The 13,358-nt window shown below is 74.1% G+C and carries 11 protein-coding genes; 8 read left to right on the forward strand and 3 right to left on the reverse strand.

The features are described 5' to 3' along the window. Positions 1-9: 9 nt before the first annotated feature. From ABZ340_RS26170 to ABZ340_RS26190, 5 genes are all read left to right on the forward strand, one after another. The gene (locus ABZ340_RS26170) at positions 10-1,233 is read left to right on the forward strand and encodes an ROK family protein (protein ID WP_358784270.1); all 1,224 of its coding nucleotides are present in this window, start codon (positions 10-12) and stop codon (positions 1,231-1,233) included. A gap of 234 nt (positions 1,234-1,467) precedes the next feature. Continuing rightward, on the forward strand, positions 1,468-2,388 hold the full coding sequence (locus ABZ340_RS26175; RefSeq protein ID WP_358784271.1) for a hypothetical protein: 921 nt from the start codon (positions 1,468-1,470) through the stop codon (positions 2,386-2,388). Positions 2,389-2,706: 318 nt separating this feature from the next. Then, positions 2,707-3,549, forward strand: a complete 843-nt coding sequence (locus tag ABZ340_RS26180) for a DUF1080 domain-containing protein (protein ID WP_358784272.1) — start codon at positions 2,707-2,709, stop codon at positions 3,547-3,549. Between the two features lie 78 nt (positions 3,550-3,627). Beyond that, positions 3,628-4,929 carry an MFS transporter gene (locus ABZ340_RS26185; RefSeq protein WP_358784273.1) on the forward strand — a complete coding sequence of 434 codons (1,302 nt, stop codon included), beginning with the start codon at positions 3,628-3,630 and terminating at the stop codon, positions 4,927-4,929. Positions 4,930-5,042: 113 nt separating this feature from the next. After that, on the forward strand, positions 5,043-5,501 hold the full coding sequence (locus ABZ340_RS26190; protein WP_358784274.1) for a VOC family protein: 459 nt from the start codon (positions 5,043-5,045) through the stop codon (positions 5,499-5,501). A 78-nt stretch (positions 5,502-5,579) separates the two neighbouring features. Here the strand turns inward: ABZ340_RS26190 and ABZ340_RS26195 are convergent, their stop codons facing one another. After that, the gene (locus ABZ340_RS26195) at positions 5,580-6,971 is read right to left on the reverse strand and encodes an MFS transporter (RefSeq protein WP_358784275.1); all 1,392 of its coding nucleotides are present in this window, start codon (positions 6,969-6,971) and stop codon (positions 5,580-5,582) included. A gap of 121 nt (positions 6,972-7,092) precedes the next feature. Here ABZ340_RS26195 and ABZ340_RS26200 point away from each other — a divergent pair, with 121 nt between their 5' ends. Then, complete coding sequence (locus tag ABZ340_RS26200) at positions 7,093-7,635, forward strand: MarR family transcriptional regulator (protein ID WP_358784276.1); 543 nt, start codon at positions 7,093-7,095, stop codon at positions 7,633-7,635. Positions 7,636-7,969: 334 nt separating this feature from the next. On the opposite strand, the gene ABZ340_RS26205 is transcribed toward ABZ340_RS26200, so the two are convergent. Beyond that, positions 7,970-8,800, reverse strand: coding sequence for a nucleotidyltransferase domain-containing protein (locus tag ABZ340_RS26205; RefSeq protein ID WP_358784277.1), 831 nt, complete (start codon positions 8,798-8,800; stop codon positions 7,970-7,972). A gap of 193 nt (positions 8,801-8,993) precedes the next feature. Further along, positions 8,994-10,322 (reverse strand): MFS transporter, encoded by a 1,329-nt coding sequence (locus ABZ340_RS26210; RefSeq protein WP_358784278.1) that lies wholly within the window; start codon positions 10,320-10,322, stop codon positions 8,994-8,996. A gap of 204 nt (positions 10,323-10,526) precedes the next feature. Between ABZ340_RS26210 and ABZ340_RS26215 the strand changes: the two genes are divergently transcribed. Then, complete coding sequence (locus tag ABZ340_RS26215; protein ID WP_358784279.1) at positions 10,527-12,257, forward strand: IlvD/Edd family dehydratase; 1,731 nt, start codon at positions 10,527-10,529, stop codon at positions 12,255-12,257. Positions 12,258-12,280: 23 nt separating this feature from the next. Then, positions 12,281-13,291, forward strand: coding sequence for a sugar kinase (locus ABZ340_RS26220; protein WP_358784280.1), 1,011 nt, complete (start codon positions 12,281-12,283; stop codon positions 13,289-13,291). Positions 13,292-13,358 lie beyond the last annotated feature (67 nt).

Below are 13,358 nucleotides of genomic sequence, written 5' to 3' on the forward strand. Positions count from 1 at the left end.
GGCGTGAACATGGTGCAACCGGTACGGCTGGCCCTCCCGCAGATCACCGGCCGCAGCGAGGGGAGCGTGGTGCGCAGCTCGCTGGCCCGCCTGATCGCCTCCGGCGCGGCCTCCTCCCGGGTGGCGCTGGTGCGGGCGACCGGGCTGTCCCGTACGGCGGTCAACACCCACCTGGAGCCGCTGCTCGCGGCCGGGGTGGTGGTCGAGGACGGGCAGGCGGCCCCCGAGGGGCGGGGCCGCCCGGCGCACCGGCTCGCGCTCGCCCCGCGCGCCGGGGTGGTGGCGGTCGCCGACGTCGGCACGCAGTCGGCGTACCTGGCCGTCGCCGACCTGGACCAGACGGAGCTGGCCCGCCGGCACATCGCCCTCGACGTCTCCCTCGGCCCGTCCGCCGGCCTCGACGCGCTGGCCCGGGGCCTGCTCGGCGCGCTGGAGGCGGCGGGCGTCGCCCCGGCCGCGGTGCGCTGCCTGGTGGTGGGGCTGCCGGGGCCGGTGGACCCGCGGCTGGGCCGGCCCGTGCGGCCGCCGATCATGCCGGGCTGGGACGGTTTCCCGGTCGGTGACGCGCTGCGCGACCGGTTCGGCTGCCCGGTGCTGGTCGACAACGACGTCAACCTCCGGGCGCTGGGCGAGGCGCGGGCCCGTCCGCCGCAGGAGTCGCCGCTGCTCTACCTCACGGTCGGCACGGGCATCGGCGGCGGCCTGGTGGACGCCGACGGCGTGCTGCACCGCGGCGCCGACGGCGCGGCCGGGGACATCGGACACGTGCGGGTGAGCGCCGCGGACGACGTGGTGTGCGTGTGCGGCAACGTCGGCTGCGTCGAGGCGGTCGCCTCCGCCGGTGCCGTACTGCGCAGGCTCCGGGCCGGGCGGGAGGACCTGGTGACCATCGAGGACCTGGCCGACCGGCTGCGTTCCGGGGACCCGGACGCCGTACGGGCGGTGCGGGAGGCCGCCGAGCCCATCGGCGAGGTCGTCGCGGCCCTCGTGCACTTCTACAACCCGCGCACCATCGTCGTGGGCGGCCTCATCAGCTCCGCCAGCGACGACGTGCTGGCCGGGGTGCGCGCCGTCGTCTACCGGCGGGCGCTGCCCCTGGCCACCCGCAATCTGCTGCTGGGGCACAGCGTCCTGGGCGACGGGGCGGGCCTCGCCGGCGGGGTGGCCGCCGGCATCGAGGCGGTGCTCGCTCCCGACCACATCGACGCCCTGCTCGGCGGCGCATCCGCGTGATCGCCGGGGCGCTGTCCGGCGCACATTCGTGACAGCGCTGTCAGAAAACCCTTGACAGCGCTGTCATCCCGCACCGATCATCAGGGGGTCTCACCCCTCACGGTTTCCGTTCACCCCGGATCGGCCGGCCGTTCACGCCGGCGCACGGCCCGGCGCGCGACGCGCCCCGCCTCCGGGACCCATGGGCCGGCCCGCCCCGAGCGGCCGCCCGAGGCACGAACGAGAGACACGACCATGGCAACGACCAAGGCCGACCCGGACACCGGCATGGCCCCCCGCGAGCTGAAGCCCGGCCAGCGCACCCGCGTCTGGGTCGCCTCCCTGGACTCCGACACCCCCGAACTGGTCCACGAGACCTCCGACATCCTGCTGGAGGCCCCCAACTGGAGCCCCGACGGCGGGAGTCTGCTGCTCAACGGCGACGGCCGGCTCTGGCGGCTGGACCTCGGCACGGAGGCGGCCCGGCCGGTGGAGATCCCCCTCGACGGCGTCCCGGCGATCAACAACGACCACGTCCTGTCCCCGGACGGCGAGTACGTCTACCTCTCCGGCATGGACGGCCACCTGTACCGCGCGCCCCGCACCGGCGGCCCCGGCGTCCGCCTGACCGGGGACGACGGGACGCTGCACTTCCTGCACGGCATCAGCCCCGACGGCACCACCCTCGCCTACGTGGAGATCCCGCGCGGCGTGGACGGCGCCCCCGGCCGGCTGGCCCTCATGCCCGCCGACGGCGGCTCCGGCCGCGTACTCGACACCGGTGACGGCCACATCGACGGCCCGGAGTACTCGCCCGACGGCCGGTGGATCGTCTTCAACAGCGAGGCGTTCACGACCGCGCCCGGCCACGCCCAGCTCGTCCGCCTGCCCGCCGAGGGCGGCCCGGTCGAGCGCCTGGTGACCTCCGGGACCGTCGACTGGTTCCCGCACCTGTCCCCCGACGGCCGCTTCGCCACCTACGTGGCCTTCCCCGCCGGCACCCTCGGCCACCCCGAGGACCTCGACGTGGCCGTCCACGTGGTCGCCACGGACGACTGGTCGACGCCCCTGCGCACCTACCCCCTCTTCGGCGGCCAGGGCACCCTGAACGTCAACAGCTGGGCCCCCGACAGCCGGCGCTTCGCGTTCGTCTCCTACCCGCTCGACGGCCGCTGACCGGCGCCCGGCCGGTCCGTCGCCCCGCCCCACCGCACCGGCCGGTCCGGACCGGTCCGGACCGGCCGCGGCACCCGGACCGCCGGAGCCTTCTCCCCTCCCGCCGGGCCACCACCCCGGGTCCGGCGCGCCTTCCCCTCCCCCACCGGACGGCCACCCCCGCCCGGCACCCCCGCCGGGGCCGTCACGCCCGGCCCCGGCACCCTCTCCCCCGCCCCGGCCGGGCGGACCCGTCGCACCGGCCCGCAGGCACCCCCGTCCCCGCCGGACCCGCCCCCGCCCGTCCGGCTCCCTCCCCGTGTTGAAGGGCGGTCCGAGATGACCGACGACAACGGCTTCCGCAGTCTTTTCGACGGCGAGACCCTCGACGGCTGGTACGCCGTGCCCCGCAGTTACGGCACCCAGTGGCCGGGCGGCCCGCACGTCCTGGACGACGACGGCTTCCCGCCGGACTACCAGGCGCACGCCGACGCCCACCCGGCCAGGTGGACCGTGGAGAACGGCGAACTGGTGGGCCGCCAGCACCCGCCCGGCAGCGGCTACGGCGGCTACCTGGTCAGCGAGGAGTCCTTCGGCGACTTCGAACTGGTCCTGGAGGCCAAGCCCGACTGGCCCGCCGACAGCGGCATCCTGATCCGCCGCCGGCCGCACTCCTGGGAGGGCCTGCAGATCCTCCTCGACCACCGCAGGTCCGGCTCGATCGGCGGCTACTACGGCAACGGCATCGGCGCCTTCCACGCCGTCCCGTTCGCGCTGGACGCCGCACGCGACGGCCAGGGCACCCCGGTGGGGCTGCGCGAGGACGACCCGGCCACCAGCCTGGAGCCGTTCACCCCGGCCAAGCGGGCCATGCTGACCAAGGCCTGCGGCATCGACGAGTTCCTCGCCGTCTGGCGCTGGAACGACTGGAACGAGTTCCGCATCCGCTGCGTCGGCGACCTGCCGCTCGTCACCACCTGGATCAACGGCCTGCTCGTCGCCGAGATCGACCTCGCGACCCTCACGGCACCGCACTACGACGCCGAGGCCGTGCACGCCCTGCTCGGCTCGCGCGGGCACATCGCGCTGGAGGTGCACGACACCGACAAGCGCATGGGCCTCGACCGGTGGGGCGCCGACGCCGCCTGCCGCTGGCGCCGCCTGCGCGTCAAGGAACTCTGACCCCGGCCCGCGCCGCCCCGGGGCCGCGCCGCCCCCACTCCTCAGCGACCGCTTGATTCTCAAGGGAGAGGATCATCAATGAACAAATCCTCCGGACTGTACGCCCGCCTCGGCGCGATGATGGTCCTCGAATTCCTCGTCTTCGGTTCGTGGTACCCGACGATCGGCCTCGTCCTCAGCGAGAACGGGCTGGGCGACCTCATCGGCCTCGTCTTCGTCTTCTCCTCACTCGCCGCCGTCATCTCCCCCCTGTTCGTCGGCGCACTGGCGGACCGTTTCTTCCAGGCCCAGAAGGTGTTCGGCGTCCTGCACCTGGCGGGCGCCGCCATCCTGTTGTTCATCCCCAGCGCGGTGGCGGCCGGGAACGACGCCCTCTTCCTGGTCCTGCTCTTCGCCTTCACCCTCTTCTTCCAGCCGACCCAGGCGATGCCCAACAACATCGCGTTCGTGCACATGAAGGACCGGCACGACCTCTTCCCCTACATCCGGTCACTGGGCACCGCCTCCTGGATCGTCGCGGGCCTGATCGTCGGCCAGACCGGCCTGTCGGCGAGCTCCACGATCTTCTACCTCGCGGCGGGCTGGTCCCTCCTGCTCGGCCTGTACTCCTTCACCCTGCCCGCGACCCCGCCGCAGCAGCGCGACGCGCGGTTCAAGCCGGGTGACGTCATCGGCAGCGGCGCCTTCGCCCTGTTCCGGCAGCGCCGGTTCGTGGTGCTGATGACCTGCATGCTGCTGATCTCCGTCCCCATCGCCGTCTACAACGCGTACGGTTCCACCTACCTGTCCGTCGCCGGGATCGAGAACGTCGCCTCGGTGATGTCCCTGGGCCAGGCCTGCGAACTGGTCTTCATCCTGGTGCTGCCCCTGCTGCTGCGCACGGTGGGCTACCGGGGCGTGCTCACCATCGGCCTGCTCTGCTGGGTCGCCCGCTGCGTGCTGTTCATGTCCATGAGCACCGGGCCCTCCTGGCTGGCGTTCGTGGTGGTCGGCATGCACGGCGCGTGCAACGACTTCTTCATGATCACGGCCTGCATCTACGTGGACCGCATGGTGACGCCGGCGCTGAAGGCGCAGGCGCAGGCGCTGGTGTTCTTCCTGAGCATCGGTGTCGGACAGGGCCTCGGCGCACTGATCGCCGGCCTGATCTACAACGGCACGATCGGCAACCACGCCACGAGCGACCTCGGCCACTGGAACGCCCTGTGGGGCATCGCCACCGCCGTCTCGCTGCTGACCTTCCTGGTGTTCGCCGTCCTCTTCCGCGGCCCCCGGGCGGAGAAGTCCGCGCCGCCGGCGGGCCCGAAGAGCCCTCAGGAGGCGGGCCCCGATCCCTCGGACGGGCCCGGCACGCCGTCGCCCGAGCTGTCCCGCACGTGACGGACCCCGCCCCCCGCGCTCCCACCGGCCCGCCTCCGCCGCGAGACCCCTGCCGCCCCATCCCTCGCCACTTTCCCCCACCCCACCCCGCACCGCACCGAAGGAGCACTTTCGTGAAGAACCCCGTACCGCTGACCGGCTTCATCCAGATCGCCCTGGTCGTCGAGGACATGGACCGCGCCCTGGACGCGTGGTGCGAACTGCTGGACGTGCCCCGTCCCGCCGTCCGTGTCACCCCCGCGGAGCCGAACCCCCAGGAGACCTACCGCGGCCGGACCGCCTGCTACGGGCTGAAGTTCGCGGTGATCGAGTGCCAGGAGCGCGGGTTCGTCATCGAGCTGCACGAGCCGGACGAGAACCCCTCCACCTTCCGGGAGTTCCTCGACCGGCACGGCAACGGCGTCCACCACATCGGTTTCCAGGTGGGCGAGGCGCGCGACGCGGTGGTCGGTGAACTCCGGGAACTCGGGTACGCAGTACGGAACCTGGGCCTGTACCCGGGCGGCAGCTGGACGGTGGTGGACGGCGAGGCGAACCTCGGGGTGAACCTCAACATCAAGCCCCGCCCCTGACCCCGGCCTCCGGGACGGAAAGCCGTTCGCCGCCGTACCGCCCGGGCGACGGGCCCGGCGGCGAACGGGCCGCCGCGCTCAGCGGCGGGGAGCGGGAGCCCCGTCCACGGCGCGCACCGCTGCCAGGACCACCAGCAGCGAGACGAGCCCGGCACCGGCCGCGCCCCAGATCCCGGCCCTGACGCCCAGGGGAAGCAGGGTGGCCGCGGCGAGGGCGGCACCCAGCTCCCGGCCGCCGGCCGTGACGCCGGAGGCCACGCCCTCCTTGCCCGCCACGGCCCGGGCCAGACCCGCCGCCGACGTGGTGGGCACCAGCAGGCCCCAGCCCATGCCGAGGAAGACCAGCAGGACGAGCAGGAGCCCGTACCGCTCGAAGACCAGCGGCATGGGGATCAGGACGGCGACGACGAGCACGGAGCCGAGGACCATCGCCCCGCGCACGCCGAGCCGGCCGATCACCCGCCCGGCCGCCAGCGCGGCCACGATGTTGCCGCCGGCCAGGGGCAGCAGGGCCACTCCCGCCGCGAAGGCGGACATGCCCAGTTCGTCCTGGAGCCCCATGCTGACGATGTACAGCGTGCCGAAGAAGGCGGCCGTACCGACCACGGTGACCACCGCGTTGGCGCTGAACGGGACGTCCCGCAGCTGGCCGAGCGGCAGCATCGGCGCGGCGGCGCGCCGCTCCACCCGGCCGAAGAGCCACACCCCCGCGGCGGTCGCCGCCACGCCCGCGCCGAGGGCCCAGGCGGGCAGCGCGCGCCAGTCGTGGGCCAGGAACGCCACCAGCCCCAGCAGGACGACCATCACGACCAGGCCCGGCAGGTCGAGCCGGGCTCCGCCGCCCCGCAGCAGCGGCAGGACGGGACGCCCGACCAGCGCGAAGACGACCGCGAGCACGGCGACGGCCAGGAACATGGCCCTCCAGGAGGACACCGACACCAGCGCACCGCACAGCACCGGGCCCAGCGCCGCCCCCAGGGCGTTCGCCCCGGCCCACATGCCGATCGCCCAGGAGAGCCGGCCGGGAACGTCCTGGTAGACGAATTGGATGAGGGTGAGCGCCGAGGGCAGCACCAGCGCGGCGCCGACACCCTGCCCGAACGTGCCGACGACCACCAGAGCCACCGTGGGGGCGGCTGCCGCGACCAGGCTGAACGCGGTGAAGACGCCCAGTCCGGCCAGGAAGACGCGGCGGGCCCCGAACCGGTCGGTCAGCGCCCCGCCCGTCAGCGACAGCATCGCGAAGGCGAGGGTGTAGCCGGACAGCACCCAGCCGATCGCGGTCCCGCCCGCGTGGAAGGTGGAGCGGATCGCCGGGGAGGCGATGTTCAGGCCGGAGGTCAGCAGGATGACCAGCAGGGTGCCCAGGCTCGCGCTCGCCAGGACGAGTCCGGGTGAGCGCCGGCGAGGCGCCACCGAGGCCCGTGTCCCGGGGTCCGTGAGCAGGGGGGAGACGTGCTCGCTATGCATGCCGCCCACGCTATAGGTAGTTCGCGAACGAATCAATTGGGTGGATCGCCCATATGCCCGCCGGATCCGGGCGGCGGTTAGCCTGGTGGCACCTCCCCTGTTTAGAGAAAGAGCGAACCATATGTCCGCCTCGGACGCTTCGGACTCCTCGGACGCCGCCGACGCCGTCGACACCGCCACACGGCAGTGGGCCGCCTCCTGCCCCCGGCTCGACGTCTCGCCGGGCGAGGTGCTCGCCCGCATCCAGCGGCTGGGACAGCTGATCGAGGAAGCGCAGAACCGGCGCCTGCGCCGGCGCCCCGGGATGCTGGTGAGCAACCTCGGCGACTTCGACGTGCTGCGCGCCCTGCGCCGGGTCGGCCCGCCCTACGCGCTCACCCCGGGCCGGCTCCGCCAGGCCATGCTCGTCTCCGGTGCCGGCCTGAGCGGCCGGCTGAAGCGGCTCGAACAGGAGGGGTGGATCACCAGGACCACCTCCCCCGAGGACGGCCGCTCCACCATCGTCCGGCTCACCCCCGAAGCGGTGTCCGACCTCGACCGCGACCTGGAGAACCACTTCGCCTTCGAATCCGACCTCCTCAGGTCGCTCAGCGCGGACGAGCGCCACCGCGTCGCCGGCGATCTGCGCACCCTCCTCCTCGACCTGGAGGCCCGGATCGGCTGACGCCGGCCGGCCTCCCGGCGGGCGGCCCGGGCACGAGGCCGCCCGGCGGGACGGCTGCCCGGCCGGGCCCGGTGCCACGGGGCGCCCGTGCCGGATGCGGACGTGTCATGAGTGATCCGGGCGTGGTCATGAGGGCCGGAGCCGTCTCGGCGTCCCGGATGCCGCCTTGCTGCCCTGCTGCCCTGCTGCCCGCCGTTCCCGCCGGGCTGTGGGATCTCCGGCGGACATCCGGGCCCCGGGCCTCGCCCGGCCGGGGAGTTCCGCGGCCCGGCATCGTGCGGGAGGCCGGGTGTGCCGGTACCGCCGCCGGTGGGCGGCACCGGCACACCGGTGGTCAGCCGTCCGTCTCCAGGAGACCGCTGATCCGGTCGTGCAGTCCCACCGGCAGCCGCAGGGCCCAGCGGTCGGCGGCCAGGGCGCCCAGTTCCCGGCTCCAGCGCCAGCTCTCACGGGCCGCCGTCCGGAGACCGGGCTCGCGCGCGGCACCGGTGGTGGCGATGTAGCGGTCGTAGTCGGAGGCGGGCAGGTCCTGCTCCAGTGCCCGGCTGGGGGTCAGCCAGTGGGTGGTGCTGCCGCGCAGGAGACGGCAGAGCTGGAGCTGCTGGGGGGCGATGACGGTGTGCAGCAGGGCGTGGGCGCGTGCCGTCTCCCCGCGGTTCAGGACGTGGGCGAGCATGAGGGTCCAGTTGGCCAGTTCGTCGGTGAGCCGCTGCGCGGTGGTGACGGGCTCGGGCGGACGGAACGTGGCCAGGCGGCGGGCGGCCCGGGTGAGCCGGCCGGTGCGGTCCAGGAGGACGGCGGCCTCGGGACGGGGCAGATGGACGCTCCCTTCCCAGGTGGGGACCTCGTCGATGCCCGGACCGGCGGCGGTGACGTGGAACTCACCGCGCATCAGGTCGTCGAAGACGACGGCGAGAACGCCGTACATGTTGGTGTACGCCAGCTCCAGTGGCGCGAGCCGCCTCAGGAACGCCGGGGCGTCGAAGGTCTCGACGTGCTCGTCCCGGACGTAGAGGTACGCCTCGATGTCGGAGTGGGCGTCGGCCTCGCCGAGCGTCCAGGAACCGTAGAGCAGAACGCCGTCGAGGTGGGGTTCGGCCCGGGCGAGATCGCGCAGCCGGGCGATCCGGTCGTCCAGTGCGGGGGAAGCGGAACGGCGGGGCATGGGAGCGGGTGCCTCCTGGGTGAGCGTGCGGGCACGCGGACGGGACGCCCGGCGGTACCGGGCGGATGACCATGGACCGTGGTGTACCGGTCTGCTCAGGAGACGCCCATGGCGGGGATTTTAGCCCTCCGGTCGCCCACGCGCCCCGGCTTGGCGGGGGCTCGGCACGGCGGCCGAGGAGACGGCGCCCTCCTCAGTCGCGGGCCGTGGCCCGTCCCGCCGCGCCGGCGGACGGCCGGCCGGCCGGGGGCGCGGGGCGTTCCAGGACGCGCTTGACGCCGTACGTCGCGACGGCGGCCACCGCCATGGCGGCGACCAGCACCCACAGGCCGGCCGCGGTGGAGCCGGTGCGGTCGACGACGACGCCGATGCCCATGGGGCCGAAGCCGCCGCCGAGGTTGCCCACCGCGTTGATCAGGGCGATGCCGGAGGCCGCCTGGACGCCGGTGAGGAAGCGGGACGGCAGTGACCACAGCACCGGCTGCCCGGCGTAGATGCCCAGCGCGGCGACGCTGAGGAGAGCCATGCGCAGGACCGGGTCCGTGACGACGGCGCTGGCGGCGAGCCCGAGGGCGCCGGTCGCCGCCATGCCGGCGATCCACGGGTAGCGGCCGCCGCTGCGGTCGGCGAGCCGCGGTACGACGTACAGGCCGAGGGCGACGAAGACGTACGGAATCGCGGTGACGAGCCCGGTCTGGGTGCCGGTGAGTCCGCCGAAGCCGTCCACGATGGTCGGCAGCCAGAAGCTCAGCCCGTAGGAGCCGAGCGGGAAGCACAGGTAGAACAGCGCCAGGAGGATCACCCGCCGGTCGCGCAGGGTGCCCAGCGGGCCGCCGTGCCCCGTGCCGTCCCGCTCCGCCTGCCGTGCCTCGGCCGCCAGTTCGGCCGCGATCCAGCCGCGCTGTGCCGCGTCCAGCCACCGCACCTCGCCGGGGCCGTCGGGCAGGACGCGCAGTGTGACGAAGGCCAGCAGCACGGCGGGGGCGCCGGTGGCGACGAAGATCCACTGCCAGCCCGCCAGGCCGAGCGTGCCGTCCAGGTCGTCGAGTGCGCCCATGACGGGGTTGCCGACGAGGAAGGCGAGGGGCTGGGACAGCATGAACCAGCCGACGACCCGGGCGCGGTAGCGGTACGGGTACCACTTGGTCAGGTAGTACAGCACCCCCGGGTAGAAGCCGGCTTCGGCCGCGCCCAGGAGGAACCGGGCCAGGTAGAACTGCCAGGGCGTGGTGACCAGCGCGGTGAGCACGGTGACCAGTCCCCAGCCGAGCATGATGCGGGTGAACCAGCGGCGGGCGCCGAAGCGCTCCAGCCAGACGTTGCTCGGGACCTCACAGCAGGCGTACGCGACGAAGAACGCGACCTGCCCGAGAGTGAACGCCGTGTGGGACAGGCCCAGTTCCTCCTGGAGCGTCAGCTTGGCGAAGCCGGCGTTCGAGCGGTCGACGTAGGCGACGAGGTACAGCAGGACGAGGAACGGCATCAGCCGCCACGTCACCGCCCGCATCGTCGTGGCCTCCATGCGGTTCTCCTTCGTACGGCACGGCGTACAGCTCGATGTACGGCACGGCGGGGTGCATCCGGTCGCGCGCAGACCGTAACGTGATTTGATATGACCATTGAAGAGGGCGGCGGGACACGAGTTGGTCAAGTCCGTCGCGGCGGCCCTCGGATCACCGATCCCGGCATCGGCCCCGGCTCCGGCCCCGGCCACGAAGGGAAGACCATGACCGGCACCACACCCCCGCCGCTGCGCAGCAGGAGCTGGTTCGGCGACGGCGGCAAGAACGGTTTCATCGCCCGGCACCACCTGCGCGCGATGGGCCGGGGCGGGCACAACTTCGACGGCCGCCCCGTCATCGGCATCTGCAACACCTTCTCCGAACTCACCCCCTGCAACGGGCACTTGCGGCTGATCGCCGAAGCCGTCAAGCGGGGCGTGCTGCAAGCCGGCGGCTTTCCGCTGGAGTTCCCCGCGATGTCGCTGGGCGAGCCGTTCCTGCGGCCGACCTCGATGCTCTACCGCAATCTCGCCGCCATGGAGATCGAGGAGCAGATCCGCGCCAACCCGCTGGACGCCGTGGTCCTGCTCACCGGCTGCGACAAGACCACGCCCGCCGCGCTGATGGGCGCGGCCAGCGCCGGGGTCCCGGCGATCGTGTTCACCGGCGGGCCGATGCTCGACGGCCGGTTCCGGGGGCGGGCCGTCGGCTCGGGGACGGACGTCTGGCGGATGACGGAGGAGCTGCGCGCGGGCACGGTGACGCAGGAGGAGTTCACCGAGTTCGAGAGCTCGCTGAACCGGTCGGCCGGCCACTGCATGACGATGGGCACCGCCTCGACCATGGCCTGCCTGGCCGAGGCCCTCGGCATGATGCTGCCCGGCGCCTCCGGGCTGCCCGCCGTCGACGCCCGGCGCGGCACGCTGGCCGAGGAGACCGGCATGCGGGCGGTGGAGCTGGCCGGCTCCGAGCTGACGCCGGCCCGGATCATGACCCGGGCCGCCTTCGAGAACGCCGTGCGCGTCAACGCTGCGATCGGCGGCTCCACCAACGCCGTGGTGCACCTGCTGGCGATCGCGGGACGGCTCGGCGTGCCGCTCACGCTGGACGACTTCGACCGGCTCGGCGCCGCACTGCCGCTCCTGGTCGACCTGATGCCGTCGGGGCGCTTCCTGATGGAGGAGTTCGCCTACGCCGGCGGCCTGCCCGCGCTGATCGACACCGTCCGGGACCACCTGGACCCGGCCCCCGTGACCGTCACCGGCCGCACGCTGCTCGACAACTGCGCCGGGGCCCAAGTGCACGACCCGGCCGTCATCCGGCCGCTCACCGACCCGGTCCTGCCGGCCGGGACCGGCACCGCCGTCGTCCGCGGCAACCTCGCGCCCGACGGTGCGGTGATCAAGCAGTCCGCGGCCGAACCCCGGCTGCTGTCCCACACCGGCCCGGCGCTGGTCTTCGACGCGCTGGAGGACTACCTGGCCGTCGCCGAGGACCCCGGCCTCGACGTCACCGCGGACACCGTGCTGATCGTGCGCAACACCGGGCCCAAGGGGTATCCCGGCATGCCGGAGGTCGGCAACCTGCCGCTGCCGAAGAAGCTGCTGGACGCCGGCGTACGGGACATGGTGCGGGTGTCGGACGCCCGGATGTCCGGCACCGCGTTCGGCGCGTGCGTGCTGCACGTGGCACCGGAGGCGGCCGTGGGCGGGCCGCTGGCGCTGGTGCGCACCGGGGACCGGGTCCGGCTGGACGTACCGGCGCGCCGGCTCGACGTGCTGCTGGACGACGCGGAGCTGGAACGGCGCCGCGCGGCCTGGCGGCCACCCGCCCCGGCCGCCGTGCGCGGCTGGACCCGGCTGTACACCGAGCACGTGACGCAGGCGGACACCGGCGCCGACCTCGACTTCCTGGTGGGGGCGACCGACTCGGCGCCGCCGCGCCGGGCGTTCTGAGCCGTGCGGGAGGGAGTTCCCCGATGAACGTCACGACAGGGCCCGGCGAGGACTTGGCCGGCGGCCCGGCGCCCGAGGTGGTGACGTGCGGCGAGGCCATGCTGCTGATGGTGGCCGAACCGGGCGTCCCCCTCGACCGCGCCGTCGCCTTCCGCCGCTCCGTCGCGGGCGCCGAGAGCAACGTCGCGGCGGGACTGGCCCGCCTGGGCCACCGCACCCGCTGGATCGGCCGGGTGGGCGACGACCCGGCGGGCCGGGCGGTGCTGTCCCAGCTCCGCGCCGACGGCATCGACGTCGCGTACGCGGACGTGGACGCCGAGGCGCCCACCGGACTGCTGCTGCGGGACAGCCACCCCGCCCGCGCGATCGACGTGCAGTACTACCGTGCCGGTTCGGCCGCCTCGCGCCTCTCCTCCGGAGCGCTGCGGCCCGAGATGGTGGACGGGGCGCGCCTGGTCCACCTCACCGGCATCACCCCGATGCTGTCGCAGGACGCGCACCTGGCCACCGTACGGCTGATGGAGCTGGCCCGGGAGGCGGGCGCCGCCGTCTCGTTCGACCCGAACATCCGGCTGCGCCTGGCGCCGCCGGACCGGTGGCGGGCCGTGGTCGCGCCCCTGCTGCGCCGGGCCGACCTGGTGCTGGCCGGGGCGGACGAGCTGGACCTGCTGAACGGCGGCGACGGCGATCCCGGCGGGGCCGTGGACCGGCTCCTCGCCTCGGGCGTCACGGGCGTCGTCGTCAAGCACCGCGACAAGTCGGCCTCGTACACGACCGCGGCGCGGACGTGGGGGCCGCAGCCCGCCCACCCCGTTCCCCTGGTCGACCCGGTGGGCGCCGGCGACGCGTTCGCCGCCGGTTTCCTGTCCGGATGGCTGCGGAACGTCCCGTACGACCGGGCGCTGGCGGAGGCCGCCGCCGTGGCGGCCCTGGCGGTCCAGTGCGTGAGCGACGTGGACGGGCTGCCCGACCGGACGGGGCTGGCACGGGCGCTGGCCGGTTTCGGCGGCGCCCGGGAGACGGTGCACCGCTGACGCCGGCCACCGGCGGTTCACCCGCCTGTGCCCGCCCTTCGAGAGTTCCCCTCAAGGGTTTCCCCCT

The sequence above is a fragment of the Streptomyces sp. NPDC006134 genome, from assembly GCF_040628835.1.
In the GTDB taxonomy this organism is placed as follows: domain Bacteria; phylum Actinomycetota; class Actinomycetes; order Streptomycetales; family Streptomycetaceae; genus Streptomyces.

Coding starts and splice junctions, on each gene's coding strand:
- ABZ340_RS26170 (WP_358784270.1), top strand. CDS start 10: ATGGTGCAACCGGTACGGCTGGCCCTCCCGCAGATCACCGGCCGCAGC.
- ABZ340_RS26175 (WP_358784271.1), top strand. CDS start 1,468: ATGGCAACGACCAAGGCCGACCCGGACACCGGCATGGCCCCCCGCGAG.
- ABZ340_RS26180 (WP_358784272.1), top strand. CDS start 2,707: ATGACCGACGACAACGGCTTCCGCAGTCTTTTCGACGGCGAGACCCTC.
- ABZ340_RS26185 (WP_358784273.1), top strand. CDS start 3,628: ATGAACAAATCCTCCGGACTGTACGCCCGCCTCGGCGCGATGATGGTC.
- ABZ340_RS26195 (WP_358784275.1), bottom strand. CDS start 6,971: ATGCATAGCGAGCACGTCTCCCCCCTGCTCACGGACCCCGGGACACGG.
- ABZ340_RS26200 (WP_358784276.1), top strand. CDS start 7,093: ATGTCCGCCTCGGACGCTTCGGACTCCTCGGACGCCGCCGACGCCGTC.
- ABZ340_RS26205 (WP_358784277.1), bottom strand. CDS start 8,800: ATGCCCCGCCGTTCCGCTTCCCCCGCACTGGACGACCGGATCGCCCGG.
- ABZ340_RS26210 (WP_358784278.1), bottom strand. CDS start 10,322: ATGGAGGCCACGACGATGCGGGCGGTGACGTGGCGGCTGATGCCGTTC.
- ABZ340_RS26215 (WP_358784279.1), top strand. CDS start 10,527: ATGACCGGCACCACACCCCCGCCGCTGCGCAGCAGGAGCTGGTTCGGC.
- ABZ340_RS26220 (WP_358784280.1), top strand. CDS start 12,281: ATGAACGTCACGACAGGGCCCGGCGAGGACTTGGCCGGCGGCCCGGCG.